Origin of the sequence: Pedobacter albus (assembly GCF_036324255.1) — a bacterium.
Classification (GTDB): Bacteria; Bacteroidota; Bacteroidia; order Sphingobacteriales; family Sphingobacteriaceae; genus Pedobacter; species Pedobacter albus.
Window position 1 is genome coordinate 545,389 of the sequence record NZ_JAZDQT010000001.1, and the last position, 21,278, is coordinate 566,666.

At 44.4% G+C, this 21,278-nt stretch carries 18 protein-coding genes; 12 read left to right on the plus strand and 6 right to left on the minus strand.

Going from position 1 to position 21,278, the window contains the following annotated elements; all coding sequences use genetic code 11:
* Positions 1-57: 57 nt before the first annotated feature.
* The 3 genes from guaB to VRU48_RS02300 all read left to right on the plus strand — a co-directional run bounded on the left by guaB (position 58) and on the right by VRU48_RS02300 (position 5,351).
* Positions 58-1,527, plus strand: a complete 1,470-nt coding sequence (gene guaB / locus VRU48_RS02290) for an IMP dehydrogenase (protein ID WP_330106311.1) — start codon at positions 58-60, stop codon at positions 1,525-1,527.
* A 252-nt stretch (positions 1,528-1,779) separates the two neighbouring features.
* Positions 1,780-4,674 carry a TonB-dependent receptor gene (locus tag VRU48_RS02295; protein ID WP_330106312.1) on the plus strand — a complete coding sequence of 965 codons (2,895 nt, stop codon included), beginning with the start codon at positions 1,780-1,782 and terminating at the stop codon, positions 4,672-4,674.
* A gap of 92 nt (positions 4,675-4,766) precedes the next feature.
* Positions 4,767-5,351, plus strand: coding sequence for an LOG family protein (locus tag VRU48_RS02300; protein WP_330106313.1), 585 nt, complete (start codon positions 4,767-4,769; stop codon positions 5,349-5,351).
* 3 nt (positions 5,352-5,354) lie between these two features.
* Here VRU48_RS02300 and VRU48_RS02305 read toward each other — a convergent pair whose 3' ends face one another.
* Positions 5,355-6,086 carry a hypothetical protein gene (locus VRU48_RS02305; RefSeq protein ID WP_330106314.1) on the minus strand — a complete coding sequence of 244 codons (732 nt, stop codon included), beginning with the start codon at positions 6,084-6,086 and terminating at the stop codon, positions 5,355-5,357.
* Positions 6,087-6,238: 152 nt separating this feature from the next.
* Here VRU48_RS02305 and VRU48_RS02310 point away from each other — a divergent pair, with 152 nt between their 5' ends.
* The 7 genes from VRU48_RS02310 (at position 6,239) to VRU48_RS02340 (ending at position 14,192) form a co-directional block, all read left to right on the plus strand.
* Positions 6,239-7,867, plus strand: a complete 1,629-nt coding sequence (locus tag VRU48_RS02310; protein ID WP_330106315.1) for an acyl-CoA carboxylase subunit beta — start codon at positions 6,239-6,241, stop codon at positions 7,865-7,867.
* Between the two features lie 110 nt (positions 7,868-7,977).
* Complete coding sequence (locus tag VRU48_RS02315; protein ID WP_330106316.1) at positions 7,978-8,550, plus strand: toxin-antitoxin system YwqK family antitoxin; 573 nt, start codon at positions 7,978-7,980, stop codon at positions 8,548-8,550.
* A 38-nt stretch (positions 8,551-8,588) separates the two neighbouring features.
* Entirely contained in the window at positions 8,589-9,200 is a 612-nt protein-coding gene (locus VRU48_RS02320; protein ID WP_330106317.1) for a toxin-antitoxin system YwqK family antitoxin, read from the plus strand.
* Between the two features lie 3 nt (positions 9,201-9,203).
* Positions 9,204-10,361, plus strand: coding sequence for a dipeptidase (locus VRU48_RS02325; RefSeq protein WP_330106318.1), 1,158 nt, complete (start codon positions 9,204-9,206; stop codon positions 10,359-10,361).
* Between the two features lie 149 nt (positions 10,362-10,510).
* Positions 10,511-11,479, plus strand: a complete 969-nt coding sequence (gene trxB / locus VRU48_RS02330) for a thioredoxin-disulfide reductase (protein WP_199138652.1) — start codon at positions 10,511-10,513, stop codon at positions 11,477-11,479.
* 166 nt (positions 11,480-11,645) lie between these two features.
* A complete protein-coding gene (locus VRU48_RS02335) occupies positions 11,646-13,514 on the plus strand; it encodes a beta-N-acetylhexosaminidase (RefSeq protein WP_330107748.1) in 1,869 nt (622 codons plus the stop codon).
* 63 nt (positions 13,515-13,577) lie between these two features.
* Positions 13,578-14,192: a hypothetical protein gene (locus VRU48_RS02340; RefSeq protein ID WP_330106319.1), complete on the plus strand. Its 615-nt coding sequence runs from the start codon at positions 13,578-13,580 to the stop codon at positions 14,190-14,192.
* Positions 14,193-14,243: 51 nt separating this feature from the next.
* Here the strand turns inward: VRU48_RS02340 and VRU48_RS02345 are convergent, their stop codons facing one another.
* The 3 genes from VRU48_RS02345 to VRU48_RS02355 are packed head-to-tail and all read right to left on the minus strand — an operon-like array spanning position 14,244 to position 18,403.
* Positions 14,244-14,786: a DUF922 domain-containing protein gene (locus tag VRU48_RS02345; RefSeq protein ID WP_330106320.1), complete on the minus strand. Its 543-nt coding sequence runs from the start codon at positions 14,784-14,786 to the stop codon at positions 14,244-14,246.
* Between the two features lie 52 nt (positions 14,787-14,838).
* Positions 14,839-15,471 carry a response regulator transcription factor gene (locus VRU48_RS02350; RefSeq protein ID WP_330106321.1) on the minus strand — a complete coding sequence of 211 codons (633 nt, stop codon included), beginning with the start codon at positions 15,469-15,471 and terminating at the stop codon, positions 14,839-14,841.
* Positions 15,464-18,403, minus strand: a complete 2,940-nt coding sequence (locus VRU48_RS02355) for a sensor histidine kinase (RefSeq protein ID WP_330106322.1) — start codon at positions 18,401-18,403, stop codon at positions 15,464-15,466. The genes VRU48_RS02350 and VRU48_RS02355 overlap by 8 nt, the downstream gene beginning before the upstream one ends.
* Positions 18,404-18,575: 172 nt before the next feature.
* Here VRU48_RS02355 and VRU48_RS02360 point away from each other — a divergent pair, with 172 nt between their 5' ends.
* Positions 18,576-19,430 (plus strand): helix-turn-helix transcriptional regulator, encoded by an 855-nt coding sequence (locus VRU48_RS02360; RefSeq protein WP_330106323.1) that lies wholly within the window; start codon positions 18,576-18,578, stop codon positions 19,428-19,430.
* A 30-nt stretch (positions 19,431-19,460) separates the two neighbouring features.
* Complete coding sequence (locus tag VRU48_RS02365; protein ID WP_330106324.1) at positions 19,461-19,904, plus strand: hypothetical protein; 444 nt, start codon at positions 19,461-19,463, stop codon at positions 19,902-19,904.
* Positions 19,905-20,184: 280 nt separating this feature from the next.
* On the opposite strand, the gene VRU48_RS02370 is transcribed toward VRU48_RS02365, so the two are convergent.
* Both VRU48_RS02370 and VRU48_RS02375 read right to left on the minus strand, forming a co-directional pair.
* Complete coding sequence (locus VRU48_RS02370; protein WP_330106325.1) at positions 20,185-20,787, minus strand: hypothetical protein; 603 nt, start codon at positions 20,785-20,787, stop codon at positions 20,185-20,187.
* Positions 20,774-21,271, minus strand: a complete 498-nt coding sequence (locus VRU48_RS02375; protein ID WP_199138669.1) for an RNA polymerase sigma factor — start codon at positions 21,269-21,271, stop codon at positions 20,774-20,776. The genes VRU48_RS02370 and VRU48_RS02375 overlap by 14 nt, the downstream gene beginning before the upstream one ends.
* Positions 21,272-21,278 lie beyond the last annotated feature (7 nt).

Genomic DNA, 21,278 nt, shown 5'->3' on the forward strand with positions numbered 1-21,278 from the left:
ATTGACAGATTATATTGTATCTTTGCCCGGCAAATAATAATTCTTAATTTATTTGCTATGCAACTCGATCCCCAAAAATTTATTGCAACTGGTTTAACCTACGACGACGTGCTTCTGGTGCCGTCTTATTCGGAGATTTTGCCCCGTGAAGTGAATACATCCACTTTTTTGACCAAGAAAATCAAGCTGAACGTTCCTTTGGTTTCGGCCGCTATGGATACCGTTACAGAGGCGGCATTGGCCATTGCCATTGCGCAGAATGGCGGACTTGGCATGTTGCACAAAAATATGACGATTGAAAGACAAGCCGACGAAGTGCGCAAAGTAAAGCGCTCTGAAAGCGGTATGATCCAAGATCCGGTTACCTTGTTGGAGCACTCGATCGTAGCCGATGCCTTTAAGATTATGAAAGAGCATAAAATTGGTGGCATTCCGGTGGTCAGTAGCGATAATAAATTGGTAGGGATTATTACCAATCGCGATCTGCGTTTCCAAAAGGACATGAACAAGCCAATTGCCGAAGTCATGACCAAGCACAACCTGATTGTGGCGCCAGAGGGAACTACTTTGTTGCAAGCCGAAGAAATTCTGCAAAACCATAAAATCGAGAAATTGCCTGTAGTCAATAACGAAGGCTACCTGAGCGGATTGATCACTTTTAAAGATATCCAAAAGGTAAAAAACTACCCTGCCGCCTGTAAAGACGAAAAAGGTCGCCTAAGGGTAGGTGCTGCAGTAGGTGTTACCGCCGATACCTTGCTTCGTGTAGATGCTTTGGTTAAAGCTGGGGTCGACGTTATTGCCATTGATACCGCACATGGCCATTCAAAGGGCGTAATCGATAAATTAAAAGAAGTAAAAGCCAAATATCCAGATTTGCAGGTAATTGCCGGTAACATTGCCACCGGCGCAGCCGCCAAAGCCTTGGCCGATGCCGGTGCCGATGCCGTAAAAGTGGGAATTGGACCAGGATCTATCTGTACCACCCGTATCATTGCCGGTGTAGGCGTGCCTCAGCTTTATGCGGTTTTCGAGTGTGCCAAAGCCCTCAAAGGAACTGGCGTGCCGGTTATTGCCGACGGTGGAATTAAACATACCGGAGATATCTCTAAAGCCATCGCGGCCGGCGCAAGTACCGTAATGGCGGGCTCGCTGTTTGCAGGGGTTGAAGAATCACCAGGCGAAACCATCATCTACGAGGGCCGTAAATTCAAGTCGTATCGTGGCATGGGCTCTATAGAGGCGATGGAACAAGGTTCGAAAGACCGTTATTTCCAGGATGTAGAAGACGATATCAAAAAACTGGTACCGGAAGGCATTGTTGGCCGTGTTCCTTTTAAAGGTACTTTGGCCGAAGTGATGTACCAATATGTTGGTGGCTTGCGTGCCAGTATGGGTTACTGTGGCGCCGCTACCATCGAAGCTTTGCAGGAAGCACAGTTTGTACAGATTACCGCTGCGGGTATGAGAGAAAGCCATCCGCACGATATTACCATTACCAAAGAAGCGCCAAACTACAGCAGATAGGAGGGCATACTCATCATACTGAAAAAGAGCATCAACTATTGATGCTCTTTTTTTGTTAAGACGCGATTGGTGTGGTGGAATTTTATTTTGCTTAGCATGATTTTTTGAATAAAATACAGTATAAAATTTTGTTGTTGCTTTTTTTAAAATATATTTGTCTACTTAATCTATGGATATTATATATTATTCAAATCAATTTTAACATAATCATGCTTTATGAAACACCATTACTCCCTTTTTAAACTTTTATTTTTGCTGCTCCTATTCGTCGCGCCTGTGCTGGCCCTGGCACAAGGCAATAATTTTATCGAAGTAAGCGGCCATATCATCGATAAGGAAAACAAACAATCTTTGGTAGGCATCAACGTATTGATCAAGGGTACGGTAAATGGGGTAGCCACCGATTCGCAAGGAAAATTTACCCTAAAAACCAAAGCCAAATACCCTTTTACCCTGGTTTTTTCGGCTGTTGGCTTCGAAACGCAGGAATTTGAGGTTTCAAGCCCCAATTCGGTGCTCAACATCGAGCTGGTTACCCAAACGCTGTTGGGCAAAGAGGTGGTTGTTACCGCATCGAGGGTAGAGGAGAGCATCCTCAAATCGCCGGTTGCCATCGAAAAGCTCGACATCAGGGCCATCCGCGAATCGCCAGCGCCCAGTTTTTATGATGCTTTGGAAAATGTAAAAGGCGTACAGATGACTACCTCGAGCATTACCTTTAAAGTACCCAATACCCGGGGCTTCAACATTCCGAACAACTTCCGTTTTGTGCAGCTGGTTGATGGCATCGATATGCAGGCCGCCACTTTGGGCGTACCATTGGGCAATGCCATCGGGCCAACCGAACTGGATATTGCCAGCGTAGAGATTACGCCGGGTGCGGCATCGGCACTATATGGCATGAACGCCATTAATGGCATGGCCAATTTGCTTACCAAAAGTCCGTTTTTGTACCAAGGGCTAAGCTTCTATCAAAAAACAGGCCTTAACCATGTGGGCGGTACCGGCAGGGAACTAAGCAATCTCACCGAAACAGCCTTTCGCTACGCCAAGGCTTTCAACAATAAATTTGCCTTTAAAGTCAACTTTAGCTACCTGAGGGGGACCGATTGGTTGGCCGATACCAAGACCAACCAAAATCCCAATAACCTGAATACCGCCAATCCGTCGTTTCCCGAGCTCAATGCCGATGCAGACAATCCGGCCTACGATGCCTGGAACAAATATGGCGACGATAGCGGGAGCAATGCCGTAACCCTGACTGGACTTACCATTCCTGGCCACACAGGAAGCCAGAGCATTATTGTAAGACGTACCGGTTATTGGGAAAAAGATGTAGTAAAGCCCACCGTCGATAACCTTAAATTCGATGCCTCGTTGCATTACCGTTTGGGCGACAATGCAGAACTGTCTTATGGCTACCGCATTGGTAAAATGGATGGAGTTTTTCAGCGTGGCAATAAAATCCAGCTAGACAATGTTGTGGTACAGAACCATAAACTGGAACTCAAAGGCTCTAATTATTTGGTGAGAACTTATGTTTCCTTAGAAAATACCGGCGATTCTTACAACATCAAGCCATTGGTTGATAATTTAGACATCACCAGCGGAGGCACCAACAGTGTTTGGGGCGCCAAATACAAAACGGCTCTGCAAAATGCGCTGAACAATGGCGCTTCGTTGGCCGATGCCTTGCGCATTGGGCGTACGGCAGCCGATGCCAGCAGGGTAGTTCCGGGTACACCGGCTTTCGAAGAACTGAAAAATACCATTATCGCCATCAATAACTGGGATCACAAGGCCGTAGTGGGTGGCGATGCGCCTGCAACGGGTGGCGCTTGGCTGAGCCAAAAAAGCCATACTTACCATGCCGATGGCCAATTAGACCTGTCGCACAAAATCAAGGTGTTTAACCTTTTGTTGGGTGCCGATGCCCGTATTTACGAAGTAGTGCCCGATGGCAATAACTTTGTGGACTTTAAAAGACCAATTGCCGATAGGAACAAGCCTTTGCCCGACGGCAGTTTTGGCGACAATGTTTATTACAAGAAATTCGGTGCCTTTGCCCAAGTAACCAAAACCTTTTTCGAAGAAAAGCTGAAACTGTTTGGCTCGTTGCGCCTTGATTACAATCCAGAGTTTACGGCCAAGCTTAACCCGAGGGTGGCTGCGGTTTATACGTTGGCCCAAAAGCATAATTTTAGGGTATCTTTCCAAAACGGCTACCGTTTCCCGGCGCTGTTCGAGGCTATTTCTTTTGTCAACAATGGCAATATCAGACGTGTTGGAGGCTTATCGTATATTAATGAAGGATTGAACTATCTCGACAACTCCTACACCCTAAACTCGATCAACAATTTTAACGCTGCGGTAAACAAAGATGTGGCAGGTGGCTTAACGACCAATGCCGCGGCGTTAAAAAACAGGAGCCTGCTCGAGGTGACCAATCTCTCGCCAACAAGGCCAGAGCGCATCAATTCGTTTGAGTTCGGCTATAAAAGCGTGCTGCTCGACAATAAATTGGTATTGGATATTGATGCCTATGTAAACCAGTACAACGGATTTTTGGGACAGGTAGAAGTTGCCGTGCCTTATGCCACAGGATTAAGCTCGCAGGTAAAGGTGGGCTCTGACGAAGCGGTAATAGCCATGGTGCAATCGAACAGAAACACCCAACAAACACGCTACAGGGTGTATACCAACGCTAAAAACCAGTACAACAACTATGGCTCGTCGTTAGGCTTGACCTATAATTTCTACAAGCAGTTTACCATAGCCGGAAACGTGAATTACAATGATATTTCGGAAAACAAGAGCAAAGATGTGTTTGTAACCGGTTTTAATACGCCAAACTGGGCGACCAATATTTCATTTGGCAATCGGGAAATCGTAAAGAATTTGGGCTTTAATGTATTATGGAAATGGCAACAGGCATTTTTATGGGAAAGCCCGCTGGTTAATGGCCAAGTACCGGCATTCAATACCTTCGATGCGCAGGTTACTTATCGCATTCCGCAAAACAAGGCCACCATTAAATTGGGCGGTACCAATATCTTCAACAAGAACTATGTGCAATATGCAGGCGGGCCAACTTTAGGCGGACTTTACTACGTAGCCGTAACTTTTGATGGTTTGCTGGTGAAATAGGTGGGAGTCCATAGTCCATAGTGGGTAGTCTTATTAACCATTAGCTATGGACTATCTACTATTTTCATACTTTTGTATCAAAACAGAAAAATATGAAATCCATCTGCGTGTATTGTGGCTCTAATTTTAATGGCGACCCTATCCTACAAAAAGCAATAGAAGATTTGGCTTTTACCCTGGCCAATCAACAGATTACCTTGGTATATGGTGGCGGAAGCGTAGGCGTAATGGGCGTGTTGGCCAATCAAGTACTCGAGAAACAAGGCCAAGTGGTAGGCGTTATTCCGCAGTTTTTAATGGACAAGGAGGTTGGTCACAAAGGATTAACCCAACTGATCGTTACCGAAAACATGCACCAGCGCAAGCAAAAAATGGCCGATTTATGCGATGGTTTCATCATTCTGCCGGGTGGCTTTGGCACTTTAGAAGAATTTTTTGAAGTATTGACCTGGTTGCAGCTGGGCTTGCACGCCAAACCCATAGGGGTATTGAACGTAAACGGGTTTTACGATCCGTTGTTCTTGCAAATGGACGTCATGGTACAAAACCGCTTCTTGAAGCAGGTAAACAGGGATTTGGTTTTTAACGAAACAGAAGCTTCGGTATTGGTCGAGAAGATGAAAAATTTTAACGCCAAGCCAGACGATGTTTGGTTCAGGGATCGGAACCTGGCCTAAAGCCTACAAAAAGTTATCCTTGGTAATTTCCCAGGTCCAGGGTTTTTTAAAATCGTTGAGCGTACGCAGGTCGGTAAAATATAGGATCTCCTCGCTGATAATGTTGGCGGCATTGCGCGAAAACAAATTGCCGTCTACCTGCTTGAGCCTACGGTCTATAAAATCGTAGGTCTTGTCGCTAATTTCGCCAGAAGTAATGTTGTAATAGGTATTGTTGGCCTTAATCAGTGCCCATTGCTTGTGCTGGTATTTAAATTCGTAAGCCAATTTCCAGCGCCAGTCGTTGCCACCTTCAAACAGCAGGTTCAGGGTATTGTTTTTAATGCTTAGTTCTTTAAAAGGTTCGCCCAAAGCACCGCCTTCTTCAGATCGGAGAATAAAATTGTTGTTCTGTAAAACCAGTTGATAGCCATTTGATGGTTTCTGCTTAAAAAAGATGGCCAGGATGCGCGGTTTTTGAAACTCCTTGATCAGTTCCGTTTCGCTATCGCCATAGGCTCTTCTTTCGGTAACCGGAAAGTTGTATTCCAGCACCAATGCCATATCTTCAAGTCCATCGTTGTTCAGGTCGCCGTAGGCCGTATCAATGGCTTTCCAGTTATTGGGAACAAAAGTGCCAATGGTTTTGCCCTGTGTGGCCAGTTTGGGATAGCTGAAAGTTTGTGCCGTAGCCAATTGAAAGCAGCAGGTGCAAAAAATTAAAATCAGGTAGCGCATCTTTAGTAGAACGTTCAAAAAACCAAATTAGCATATCACTGTTCCTAAACTAAATACCAAACAGGGTTTTAGTTTTAAGAATATAGCGGCTAACTTGCTCGCCTGAACCTGGCGCGGTTAAAATTTAATCGTGTCGAGGCCTCATCTAACCAAATCAATAAGCAATATAGATGAACATCGAATTCAACAAAAACGAAGATGCAAATAAGCAATTGGTGTACGAATTAAAAACCAGGCTTAAAACAATATATAGTGGCGGTGGAGAGAAGAATGCCCAAAAGCAAAAAGAGAAGGGCAAAATGCTGGCCAGGGAGCGCATCAAATACCTGATAGACGACGATCGCGAATTTTTGGAACTGGCTGCGTTTGCGGCCGATGGCATGTATGCGGCAGAAGGCGGTTGCCCAAGTGCCGGCGTAGTAGCCGGAATTGGCTATGTATCGGGTAGGCAATGCATGATCGTGGCCAACGATGCCACCGTGAAAGCCGGTGCCTGGTTTCCGATGACAGCTAAAAAGAACCTCAGGGCGCAGGAAATTGCCATGGAAAACCGCTTGCCAATTATTTATTTGGTTGACAGCGCCGGTGTTTACCTGCCTATGCAGGACGAAATTTTTCCCGATAAAGAGCATTTTGGCCGTATTTTCAGGAACAATGCCATCATGTCGTCAGAAGGTATTGTGCAGATTGCGGCTATTATGGGGTCTTGCGTAGCAGGAGGGGCCTATCTGCCCATTATGAGCGACGAAGCCATGATTGTTGATGGTACGGGTTCTGTTTTCTTGGCGGGCTCTTACCTGGTTAAATCGGCCATTGGCGAAACTGTAGACAACGAAACGTTGGGTGGCGCTACTACCCATTGCGAAATTTCGGGGGTTACCGATTACAAGCACCCGAACGATCAGGCTTGTTTAGACAGCATCCGCAACATCATGAGCATGCTGGGGGCGCCACAACAAGCTGGCTTCGACAGGATAAAACCGGCCAGTCCAAAGCTTAATGAGCAGGAAATTTATGGCATTTTGCCCGATAACAGGGAAAAACCCTACGAAATGAGGGATATCATCCATCGTTTGGTCGATAATTCCGAATTTGAAGAATACAAGGCATTATATGGCCAGAGCATTGTTTGTGGCTTGGGCCGTATCGATGGCTGGGCCGTAGGCATTGTAGCCAATCAGCGCAACGTGGTGAAGTCTAAAAAGGGCGAAATGCAGTTTGGTGGCGTTATCTACTCCGACAGTGCCGATAAGGCTACCCGTTTTATCATGAACTGTAACCAAAAGAAAATACCATTGGTGTTTTTGCAGGATGTAACCGGTTTTATGGTAGGTAGCAGGTCTGAGCAAGGGGGCATTATTAAAGATGGCGCTAAAATGGTAAATGCCGTAGCCAATTCGGTTGTGCCTAAATTTACCATTGTTGTGGGCAATTCGTACGGGGCGGGCAATTACGCCATGTGTGGCAAGGCCTACGATCCTAGGCTTATTTATGCTTGGCCAAGTGCCAAAATTGCCGTTATGGGCGGTGCACAAGCGGCCAAGGTTTTGTTGCAGATCCAACAGGCATCATCAAAAGCCAAGGAAGAAGTGGCCGATCCAGCAAAAGAGAACGAATTGCTTAAGCAGATTACCGACCGCTACAACAGCCAAACTACGCCTTATTATGCGGCGGCCAGGCTTTGGGTTGATGGGGTTATCGATCCTTTAGAAACCCGCAAGGTCATTTCGATGGGTATCGAAGCGGCCAACCAATCGCCCATTACAAAACCTTTTAACGTAGGGGTTATACAAACCTGATTTCATTGGTCAAGAAAATCCTGCTTGTGGTAGTGGGGAATCACGATTTCTAGGTCATGCCACTGCGGATTTTTGAAAAATCATGATCGTTTTGTATATTGCTTTTGCAAATGAAAAATGTCTTAGTCTTGTTTTTACTACTGGCCTGCTTTGGTGTTAGGGCGCAGGTAAGGCCAATCTATTTTATTGCCGATTCGATAACCACCGATAAGAGCAAAGCGACGCATTACGGTGTTTTTGGAAAGATCAGCACCGATACTTTATGGACATTTAAATTGTACGATCTTCGCAATAACCTGGTGCAGGTGGGCACTTTTGCCGATTCGTTGCTGATGGTACCCGTAGGCAAATTCTCTTACTATGGTTCTGTAGATGATTTCAACTACGATCATAATACCCATTTCTATTTCAAGCAAACCGATCGTTTTCTGGCCGAACAAGGCCAGTATGTAGCCGGAAAGAGAAGTGGCAGGTGGGTCGAGTTTTTTCCAGATGGAAAGATTTTGAGCATCACGGTATACCTCGCTGGATTAAAACATGGCGAATACAAGTTGTTTAACCAACGTGGCAAGTTGCTGGTGGCTGGCCAACATGACTTGGATTTGCGGGATGGCGAATGGAAATATTTGGAAGGAAAAAAAGAAACCTATAAATCGGGCGAATTGATAGCCATCAAGCCTTAAAAAGTAAGTAGGGACTAAGAACTAAAAAATAATTTTTAATGAAGAAATATCTGATCCTTTTTGTTTTGGGCATGTTTGGACTTGCCACGAAAGCCCAGAAACCTATTTATTTTATGGGCGATGGCGTAGTGAATGACGCTTCAAGAGCCACTTCTTATGGTATTTATGGCAAGTTGAGCACGGAAGACGTATGGGTGCTCAAAAGGTACGACCTTTACGATAACCTGATGCAAACGGGCTCTTACAAAGACGAAAACCTGACCATTCCGCATGGGCAGTTTGTTTTTTATATGGACCTGGCCTATTTTAACATGCTGGGCAAAGAAAACTTTAAACTGAAGAATAAAACCCGTTTTAAATATCAGGAAGGCTCTTTTGTGGATGGCTTGGAGCAGGGTACGTGGACTTTGTTCTATCCTGACGGGAATATCTTGAATATTCAGAATTATAAAAACGGCAAGTTGGATGGTGAGTTTAAAACACTGGATAGGTACGGCAGGATAGTGGTAATTGGTCATTTTGTAAACGGCAAAAAAGAGGGCGAATGGATTACGGAAAAGGGAACAAAGGTAGAACTATACGAACAAGACGTCCTCAAATCGACCAAATCTGTAAAGGCTGAAAAAGACAGGCAGCAAACCAAGAGTTAAGCGATGAAAAAGCTCATTTGTTGGTTGTTTTTATTACCTGTTTCGGTTTGCTTTGCCCAAACGGCTTCCACCATTCACGAACAGGCCATCGTGGTTGATACCCATGGCGATATTCTGTTTAACCAGATTAAATCAGGTATTGATATTGGCCAGTTGCAACCAACTGGTAATTTTGACTTGGTACGTGCCAAAAAAGGCGGATTGGATGTGCAGGTATTTTCCATCTGGTGCGATGAAACCGGTGGCTTTGCGGTAGCCAATCGCGAAATAGATTCGCTTTATAGCCTCATTAAGCGCTATCCCCAGCAAATCGCTTTGGTTAAAAATGCCAAAGAATTGCTGCAGGCAGTTAAAGATAAGAAACTGGCCGCCATGATTGGGGTAGAAGGTGGCCACATGATAGAAAACGACCTAGCCAAACTAGATGCCTTGGCCAAGCGAGGCATGATTTACCTGACCCTCACTTGGAACAACAGTACATCGTGGGCCAGTTCGGCCGCAGACGAAACCAGCGGAAAGGTAAAGCCAGCTGCTGCAGGACTTAACGAACTGGGTAAGAAAGTGGTACGCCGACTTAACGAATTAGGGGTGTTGGTAGATCTTTCGCACATAGGCGAGAAAACTTTCTTCGATGCCATTCAAACCTCCAGCAAGCCTGTATTGGTATCGCACAGTTGCGTTTATGCTTTAAATCCCGTAGCCAGAAACCTTAAAGACGAGCAAATCAAGGCCGTTGGCAAAAACGGTGGTGTAATTTCGCTCAACTTTTACAGCGGTTTTCTCGATTCGACTTTCGATGCCAAACAAAAACGCTTCTTGGCCAAATACAGCGACGAACTCAAAACTCTGAGCAACAAATATGGACGCAGCAATGCCATCGATACACTTATTGCCCTGCATAGGCAAGATGCCGATGCCACGAGGCCTTCCATCGAATTACTGGTTGATCATATCGACTATATCGTAAAACTGATTGGGGTAGACCACGTGGGCCTGGGTGCCGACTTTGATGGTGCCGAATCGTTTCCGTTAGGCATGGATAGCGTAGCCGATTATCCGAAGGTGACGGCTGCCCTGCTCAAAAGAGGCTATTCAACAGCAGCTATCGAAAAAATATTGGGTGGCAATTTCGTGCGTTTGCTCAAAGCTAATGGACGTTAAATGCTTTTCAAGTGCCTGGCCGTGTACCTATTGTTAATACCTATAGCTTTATCGTTAAAATTTATTGATTTTCCATCTTAAATTCACATTTTAGCGCAGGGTTGTCCCATCAAAACTTAAACCGTATTTTTGTATAAATTTTAATTATAATGTCTCAAGAACAAGAAATAGAACACGTAAAATGTCTGATTATCGGCTCTGGCCCTGCGGGCTATACTGCCGCCATTTATGCTGCCCGTGCAGACCTGAACCCGGTAATGTATACCGGAATGGAAATGGGAGGCCAGCTGACCCAAACTACCGATGTAGATAACTTTCCAGGTTATCCTGATGGAATTATGGGCCCAGAAATGATGGAAGATTTTAGGAAACAAGCCGAACGTTTTGGTACACAGATCCGTTTTGGCTACGTAAGTTCTGTTGATTTTTCGGCCATGCCACACAAAGTGGTGGTGGATGAAATAAAAACCATTACCGCCGATACGGTAATTATCGCTACCGGAGCCAAAGCCAAATGGCTGGGCTTGCCTAGCGAGCAGCAATACAACGGCTTTGGCGTTTCGGCTTGTGCCGTATGCGATGGCTTTTTCTTTAAAGGCCAGGATGTAGCCATTGTAGGTGCTGGCGATACAGCTGCCGAAGAAGCTACCTATTTGGCCAAACTTTGTAAAAAAGTATACATGTTGGTACGCAGGGACGAATTTAGGGCTTCGAAAGCCATGGTTCACCGTGTGCTCAATACGCCAAACATCGAGGTAATTTACAATACCGAAACTACCGAGATTATTGGCAACGGCAAAAACGTAACCGGCGTGCATGTATTTAACCACCAAACCAAAGAATCGAGAACTTTGGATATCGAAGGCTTCTTTGTGGCCATCGGACACAAACCTAATACCGATATTTTTAAAGGCTGGTTGGATATGGACGAAACAGGTTATTTAAAAACCATTCCGGGTACTTCTAAAACCAATATCGAGGGCGTGTTTGCCTGTGGCGACGTACAAGACCATTATTACCGTCAGGCGGTAACCGCTGCGGGTTCTGGCTGTATGGCGGCCTTAGATGCCGAACGCTATTTGGCGGCCAAAGGCGATGTGGCCAAAGTAACGGCCTAGTGCGCCCAAATTTTGATAAGCTATAAGAAAGCGTTGCCAAACCGGCAGCGCTTTTTTGCTTTAGGGCCATGGTAAATGCTTTTAGCATTGGCTTAAATTTTATATCTTGTGGACTTAACCACATACAACCATGAAAAAACTAATACCTGTCTTTTTACTTGCCTTGATGGCCTTTCAAAGCCGAGCGCAAACAGACGCAAATTTGGGAATCATCCCCGCGCCTGTATCCGTCCAAAAATCGAATGGCAGCTTTCATTTAAGCAAAACGGTAGTTTTGATAAACAATGAAGCCGAAAATGCCAAATCGGCCGATTTGTTGAATGCTTTTATCGTTACCAAAGGCGGTTTCGCTTTGCGCGAAGCTAAAACTATAGACAAGGGCCAAAAAGCCATTGTGCTGACTTCGGTAGGAGCCGATAAATTGCCTGCCGAAGGCTATACCATTAAAATTACGCCTAACGAAATTAAGGTAACCGGTAAAGGTGCAGGCCTTTTTTATGGCGTGCAATCGCTGATGCAGCTGATGCCGGAAAAGGCACAGGACAAAATTATTGTTCCGGCTGTAGAAATCAACGATTACCCACGTTTCAAATACAGGGGACTTCATCTAGATGTAGGCCGTCATTTCTTTCCGGTTGCTTTCGTGAAGAAATACATCGACCTGATGGCTCAATACAAGCTCAATACTTTCCACTGGCATTTGACCGAAGACCAAGGCTGGAGGATAGAAATCAAAAAATATCCGAAACTGATTAGTGTAGGCAGCAGCAGAAACGGAACCATTGTGGGCAACTATCCGGGTACCGGCGGCACCGATAATGAGGTTTACAAAGGTTATTATACTCAAGATGAGGTAAAAAGCATTGTAGCTTATGCAACTTCGAAATACATCAATGTGATACCCGAAATCGAAATGCCGGGCCATGCCTCGGCCGCTATTGCTGCTTATCCAGAATTGAGTTGCTTTCCCGACAGGGATACTTTTATTGGTGATAAAACACCTTGGTCGGGCAGCAGAAAAGGCAAACAGGTACAGCAAACCTGGGGCGTTTTTGACGATGTTTTTGTACCGACAGAAAATACCTTCAACTTTTTGCAAGATGTATTGGATGAGGTGATGGCCTTGTTTCCTTCAAAATACATCCACATTGGTGGCGACGAAAGTCCGAAAGAGTATTGGAAACAATCGCCGTTTTGCCAACAGTTTATCAAAGACAACAACCTGAAAGACGAACATGGCCTGCAAAGCTATTTTATCCAACGTATTGAAAAATACATCAACAGCAAAGGCCGTTCGATTATTGGTTGGGATGAGATTTTAGAAGGCGGTTTGGCACCAAATGCTACGGTAATGAGCTGGAGAGGCGAGGCTGGCGGTATTGAAGCGGCCAAACAAAACCACGATGTGATCATGACCCCTGGTTCGGCCGGCATGTACTTCGACCATAAACAATCCGATTCACCTGATGAACCGTTAACCATTGGCGGTTTTGCACCTTACACCAAAACCTACGCCTACGATCCTGTTCCAAAAGAATTGTCGGCCGATCAGCAAAAATATATCATTGGTGTGCAAGGCAACGTATGGACCGAATACATGGAAACTCCGGCCAAGGTAGAGTACATGATTTTGCCTAAGCTTTTCTCTTTGTCTGAAATTGCATGGAGCCAGGTAGCCAGAAAAGATATCAAGAACTTTACCGAAGAAAGGGTGCCATTGCATTTGGCGCGTTTAGACAAAACAGCTACCAATTATTGGGTGCCAACGCCGATAGGACAGGACCAAAAGGTAATTAACGGAGAGAACATTACTGTAGAATTGAAAATCCCGATCCCAGGTGCTAAAATCTATTACACTTTGGATGGCTACCGTCCGTCTGAAAATGCCACTGAATACACTTCGCCTATCAAAGTAATTGTACCACAAGGGCAAAAGAAAACGTTAAAGACCATAGTGGTTGCGCCAAGTGGCAAAAGGAGCGTAGTTAAGGAAACCACTTTGAACAACGGTTCGCCGGATGTAAAGGCCAAATAAGTATAAAATGCTTGCAAAAAAAGGATAAAACCTATAATTTGGGGTTTAAAATCATCACAACAAATGAAACTAAACAACGCTATTAAATTTTGCCTTTTTGCACTAACGGGTGCATTGCTGTTCGCTTCGTGTCGCAACGAGCAAAAGCCTGCGCCTGCAACTAAAGTGGTTGCCAATGCCAAACAAGTTAATCCTTTCCCGTTTTATAAAGACATAGAAATCAAACCGGGCTATCATTTTGAGGTAGTAAGCTGGGGCAAAGGCGTAGACACGATCGGTGGTTATCTGTTGCTCATGTCTGATTCGATCAAAAACAATTACCGGTCGATAGCCGGAGAGCGGAAAGGCATTATTACCGATGCCTGGAATATGGATTTGGATAATGACGGAAATCCGGAGTTATACATCCAATACGTGGTAAGGAACAATGTAAGTGACCTGAACGTATACGAATTTGCAGGCAATAGCTTTGACAAGATCAGTTTTCCAGGTTTGAGCAGCAACCTGAAAAAAGACTATAAAGGCAATGACAAGTTCTTTGTTAAAAACGGCGATTTGTTCCGTTCGGTACCTGTGGTAAGTACCGATAGTGGCAAAACCACTACGGTAATCAAAACCCTTAAATACCGTTTAAGCGGCAACAGCTTTTCGGCAACCGAAGTCAAGCCGGAAAATTAAGAGCTGAGATCGTCCAAATTAAATCCCTATCGCCGAGCGGTAGGGATTTTTTTATGAATATTTGTTCAGTTCCGATCGTAAAAAATCATCCCAACGGGCTTGGGCTTCCAAATCCGATCCGTGTTTGGTTTCGTCGTCGTAGCGGTCTTGCATGGCGCTGTAATAATCGCTGATGCGATTTGCCGTTTGTACAATGAGCCTTTTGTAGTTGCTTGTGGTATATTTTTGGCTCGGAATTTGGATTTCGCCCACTTTAAGCAGCAAAAAATTGATGTAAACATGCCCCTGTTCATGGTTTAAAAGCTGGCGGCTGGTTTTTCTGTTGCTGATGCGATCTCTTTTCACCCACGAACGCGTAGGATCTACACCGGCGGCAAACTTAAAATCGATAGACAAGTGGCCGTCCCTTATTTTCGAGGTATAGCTATAATGCCAAGTGGTTACGGTTAAGGCGGCATAAGCCGAGTGGGAGTCGGGTTCGCCCCTAAAATGGGTATCCCAGTCGAGTTGCTCAGGATAAACTTCGCGACCAGCCTTAAAACTGCTTAGGCAAACGATTAGGATGACGATGGTAAAATTCAATACGGTTTTCATTCGATGATATAGAACGAAAGCCGTGCCAAGAAAGTATGAAAGAAGATAAAAGCTAAATTAAACGGTTGGCCTTGGCAATTTTAATGGCATCGGCCTTTGAGTTGACGTTCAGTTTGATGTAAATATTCTTGACGTGCGTTTTTACCGTTTCTACTTCTATAAAAAGCTCGCTGGCAATTTGGCTTCGGTCTTTGCCTTTCGAAATCAGGTCCAAAATCTGGGCTTCTCTTTTGGTCAGTGGCGAATCGAAGTTCTTTTGCAGCGACCTGATTACCGTTCGGGCTACGTTGGGGCTCATTGGTCCCCCACCCATAATCACTTCTTTAATGGCATCGATAATCTTTGCCGAGGGCGTGTTTTTGGTGAAATAGCCGGATGCACCGTTGGCCAATGCATCCAGAATAGTTTTTTCAACCTCAAATACGGTTAAAATAATCACATAAACCTGGGGCAGCATTTTTTTGATCAATGGTAGCGCATCGATTCCGCTAACGCCGGGCAGTTGTATATCCAGCAAAATCACGTCCGGATTGTCTTTTGCCAACTGGTGTTTGGCCGTTTCAAAAGAAGCATAGGTGTTAACTACCTGGTAGGGCGAGGTATGGTCTATTAAATAGGCGTAGCCTTCCCTAATGGTTTCGTCGTCTTCTATAATTGCAATCCTTGTTACTGCCTTGTTATACATTTTGTTTTCGTTTTAAGGTGGAGAAATTGATAAGCAGACAAATGGCCGTTCCGTCGGCTTTCGAAATTATATTAAGGTCGGCACCAATCCTTTCGGCGCGCAGGTACATGTTGTTCATGCCATGTCCGCTTTTGGCTTGGTTAATGTCAAAACCGGTACCGTTGTCTTCCAGGCTAAGCAGTAATAGCTTGTTGTTGAGCTTGGCCTTGAAATAGACTTCGGTGGCTTTAGAATGCTTGAGGGCATTGTGGATCGATTCCTTAAAAATAAGCAGCACGTTTCTGTTCAGGTCTAACGTAAGTCCGATGTGGTTGTCGGGAATATCGATATGGTGCTTAAACTGTGCCGGGGTATCGTTAAACATTTCCATTCCAAATTCCTTGATATGGTCTACCAACTGATTTAGGGTGTCGTTTTTGGGGTTCAACGACCAAAGGATATCTTTTGTGCCGTTATACAGCTCGTTAACATTAGTGGCTATTTTCTTGATGATGTTCTTTTTTTCGGCGTCGTCTTCGCGAAGCATGCTGCTCAGTACTTCAGAAAGTACGGTAATGCGCGTTAGCTTGTTGCCCAGGTCGTCGTGGAAATCTTCGGCCGTCTGCTTCCTGATTTTATATTGTTCTTCGAGCTTTATTTTTAAATGAAGCTTCCTTCTGCGCTCATTAATGGTTAAAATGGCATATACGGTCATCAAAATGAGCAATATTACTAAAAGGAATACGAAAAATCTGAACGTATTGGTTTGGTAGTAGGGCGGAAGGATCTCGAACGAAAAGCTGGCGGTATTTACAGAAGTGAGGCCTTCTTTGGTAATGGCAATTACTTCGAAGGTATATTTTCCGGCGGGTATGGCGGTAAAGTTAACCGCACTGTTGGTGCTGGCCTGGCTAAATTTGTTGTCGAGGCCAACTAAACGATATTTATACCGCAACGAACTCGGGTTGGTAAGGTAAATGCCCGAAAAATTAATGCTGATATAGTTATGGCTATAAGGAAACGAGGGCCTTTCTTGAAGTTCGTGGCTCTTGAACGCAGTTTTAAAAGTGTTTTGTTCGGTTTTTCTTTTATAGCTGGGAAAAACGTTGATCGAGTTGATAGTGATGTAAGGCTTTACTTCAACGCTCGGCATGGGGTCTACCTTGTACACAATAACGCCTTTGGTGGTGCCTATCCAGATGTTGTTGTGGTCTTGCAAAATGGCATTCTGGTTGCATTCTACCAAAAGTCCATCGGCATCGGGTGTGTTGATGAGCTTGAAGTTTTTGGGGTCCATGCGGCTAATGCCTCTGCCGGTTCCCAACCAGATTAATCCGTTGCTGTCTTCAATGATGCTGTAAATATGGTCGGAAGCCAGACCGTTTTTGGTATTGATGGTCCAGTTTTTTCCCGTTTCCCAGTTCCAGATCAGCAGGCCGTAATCAGAAGTGCCAAACAAGATGTAGTTTTTGTATTTGAGCATGCAAAGTATGCTAGAGCCCATCAGGCTTTTGTTTTTGATATGCCTTACATTCTGCTTGTTTACAAAAACATAGGCGCCGTCTTGTGTGCCTACCAAAACCGTATCCCTGCCCAGGTCGAGCAGGCTGTTGCCCGGCAGTTTTGAAATTTTGTTGAGCGTTTTGGTTTTCTCGTCGAACGTAAAAACACCACGGCTGGTGGCTAGCCATATTTCTTTGCTGTCGGTTTCTATAATAGCTTGGTAGGATATGGGTGAAGCGCTTTTGGGGTCTACTCTTTTGATGGCTTTGTTGGTAGCCAGCCATAAACCTCCTTCGCCAGAACCAATCCATACCCTTTTTTTGCTATCGCGATGCAGAAAATTAATATGATAGGATTCGTCTTTGGCAAAAGGAATTTCGATGTTCCTTATTTTTTGGCCCGAACGGTATTCGTAAAGCCCATCATAAGCGCCCATCCATATGGCGTCGGGGCTGGGACCATAACTCACAGCCATTACGAGTTTGTTGTGTATGCCTTGGCTTTCGTCAAATATAACGTAATTGTTGTTGTTGAATTTAAAGAGGCCCGCGCCATAGGTGCCCAGCCAAATGTTGTTTTCTATATCTTTGAATATTTTGCTTACCGTATTGTCGGTGAAGCCATTCTGGGCGGTAAAATGGATAATTCTTCTTTTCTTGATGACATAGGCACCTTTTTCGGCACCAACCCAAACTGCACCGTTATCGTCTTGGGCAATGCACATGGGCTTGCTGTCTATTGCCCAGGGTTCTTTGCTTAACAGGCCGTTTTCTGCCGCGTAAATGCCTTTGGGCGAGACCAGCCAAAGCTTGTTGCGGTTATGGTTGTCGAGTAGGATATCCGAGATTTCCAGATCTGGAGGAAGCCCGTTTTTGAGTTGTAGGCTTTTCCAGGTGTTGTTTTCCAAAAAGTAAATGCCCTTGTTGTAAACTGCCGCCCATAGCCTGCCCATCGGGTCGCCATAGATGGAACTTACATACTCCATGCTATCTTTGGTAATGTTGATGTATTGCTCCTGATCCTTTTCAACCTTGTACAGCGAACGCTTCCGGAGGGTAAAGATTTCGCCATTTTTGGTGCTGGCCAGTTTTCTTGTCCAATAAGAAGAAGCGCTGCGTTTTACAAAGCGTTGTCCATCGTAGCTGGTTAGTGCACCAGATGAGCCGATCCAGATCTTGTTGCTTTTGTCTATGGCCAATGCCACATTGTAGTTGCTGGTTAGGCCGTTTGTTCTGCTGTAGTTGGTAAACTGCCTGCCGTTAAAAGAGCCTAGTCCACCCAGCGTGGCTATCCAAAGCTTGCGTTTTTGGTCTTGCACAATGGCCGTAACCTGCGACTGGATAAGACCCCTGTCTATATCGTATTGTTCAAAATAATATCGCTGTGCGACAGATTTATAACTATAAATTAAAAATAATAAAGAAATGAATAATATTTTTTTGTAGCTCAAGGTATTAGAGATAAGAAGCCTAACCTAAAGTAAATATATTTAACTGTGTAGATTTAAAAAATACCCCCTAAAGCGGGATTTTGTGTTTGTGGCCAAAAATACCCCCTGAGGGGTGAAAAGGGCGCCTTATTGTTCAGGTAAATTTGTTTAACACGATTAAACCTGCCGAACCATGAGCACCAAAAGGATCCGAATCTTCAAGAACGAAATTCTAAACGAATTCTCAAGTAACTCTTCCTATACAGGCATCAGTACCAAATACATCATCAGTTTGGTTAGCAATGGTGCTGTGCAGTATCATTTAGGCAAAAGAGAGCTCACCCTGTTTCCGCAGAGCTTTGTTTTTTTGAATGAAGGTACCCATTATGCCAGTCAGATCAATTCGAAAGAAACCATCAACAGATTCTCCGTTTTGCTAGACCCGGGCTTTGTTTGCGATTATGAATATTCGGTGGCCAACAAAAGCCATACCTTATTAGACTGTCCGGCTTACAAAGACAGCAAGCCTGTTTTTCTGGAGGCGATTTATCCATTGCAGGGAGAAATTGCCACGGTTTTAAGGCAACTCAAAAACAATATGGAAAGCGGCCAGACGAGCGAATTGGTTATGGGCGAATACCTGAACCATTGTTTGGAAAGCTATTACAGGCTTTATCGCACGGAGGTGACCAACAGGGGCGAGGCGCTTAATTTTTTGAACAAATCTACCCGGACCGAAATCCTGAAACGCCTTTCGATAGCCAAAGACTTCATCAACAGCAATTACAACAAAAATATCAGCCTGAATGATATTGCATTGGCTTCCTGCTTGTCTGTAAATCACCTGCTCCGTACGTTTAAACAAGCCTACCAAATGTCGCCCCACCAGTTTCTTACCCAGGTAAGATTGAGGCAGGCCAAGTATTATTTAAAGCATACCGATTATCAGGTAAACGAGATTGTCGATATCATCGGCTTCGAATGCCAGAGCTCTTTTACGCGCCTGTTCAGAAATTCGTTTCAGGTTACGCCCAAACAATACAGATAATATCAATAGTACACCACAAAAAACCACGCAATGAAAAAAAGAATGTTTACGTATTTGGCTTTACTATGTATTGCCTTTACAACCGCTAACGCCAGCGAAATCAAACCCGCTAAAAAAGTGAATATGACCAAACCCAGCGCTGTTATCGATGCTTTTATTGAGGCACAGGTAAAAGGCGATGTTTCGTTGTTTGACCAGGTGCTGGCCAACGAACTTGTGATGAAGGTAAATAGACCGGGCAGCATAAATTTCCATACCAAAGAAAATATCATGACCTACTACGGAAAGAATGCCGACGTGCTGCGGGGCTACCAGCCAAACTACGAAATCCTGTCGAGCAGCAAAACCGCTATTTTGGCAAGGGTAGACCTCAAGTTCGCTAGTTTTATACAGCAAAATTTTGTTGCCTTGGAGAAAGATTCTTTAGGCGAATGGAAAATCACCCAATTGAACAGATTTAACAAGGCGATTTAGTTTGGAATGGGTGATTTTCGCCTATCTAGCTTGACAAAGCCACACTATCTTTGAGCTTAGGAAACCCAATATAAGTTTGGATGAATTTAAGATTTGGGTTAGTTAATAGTAGGAGTCATCCGTTTACGGATGACTTTTTTTATGCCCAATCTGATTGTTATTAAGGCGATTGGAGGGGTAGCTGATAAGCCACCTTTATAGATTAATGGATAACTAAAAGCTGTTTAGACAGACCTGCGGAGCCGAAACTCCAGATACCGAACTCTTTATTTTGGCCAGCTTAATGTTGCTCCTTAAATTGCCCGCTGATGCGTTCAAATTTTTCGATCAGTAAGGCAATTCTTTCCTTGTCTTTTTTGATTACGGCCTTGCGCACCAGGGTAGAGCAGAAAATCATCCAGCCGAAGCTTAAAACGAGGGCCGTTATTTTTGCCCATAATGCCAGGTGTGGCAATATTTCGAGGAAATAGAAGGCCATGCCCAGCGATATGGCAATGGCGTAGAACCAATACAGGCGGTTGTATAAACGGAAACGCTTGAGCTGGTAAAGCTTAAGCTTAGCCATAAACTCGTTCGGATTGGCCGTAAAATCGCTTTTGGCAAGGATGCGGTAATTGTTGTATAAAATGATGGTGTAAACGATAATGGCACCGATCATCAGGCTAATGCCGATATGGGTTGTCAACGATTGGAAATCGATAGCAAACCATAAGATGGCCAAGGCTATAAAAGCGAGCGTCATGCCCACTACGGTGAGTAGCGATTTGGTACGCATGCCGCTTACTTCTTTTTTGGCCTGCTTCAGCATTTCATCGGCAGATATTTTCACATCTACGGTGTTGTGCTTGGCCCAAAGCGCTTCTATGTGATCAAATTCTTGCATGCTGGTTGTATAATTCAGTCAGTTTTTGTTTAATGCGATGGATCTTTACCCTCAAGTTGCCCTCACTTATGCCCGAAATCTCGGCAATTTCGTTGTAGGGGAGCTCGTCTAATACCATGGTAATGATCAAGCGGTCGTTTTCTTCGAGCTTTGATATCGATTTGTAGAGCAGGGCAATCTGTTCGTTCTTTTCAGAATACTCCTCAATCTTGTTTTCGATAATGTTTTCCGTCAGCTCATCCTTGGCCTGTCTTTTTTCAGAGCGCAGATAAGTGAGGCAGGTGTTAACAGCAATACGATAGATCCACGTAGAAATAAGCGATTTGTTTCTGAACTTGTCCAGGTTTTGCCAAACCTTTAAAAAAGTTTCCTGCAACAGGTCGTTGGCCGAATCCTTATCTCCGGTATAACCATAGCATAAGTGAAAAATCTTCTTTGAATTCTTGTCGAAAATATCCTTAAATAGTATATCTTTTTGGTTCACTTAGCGG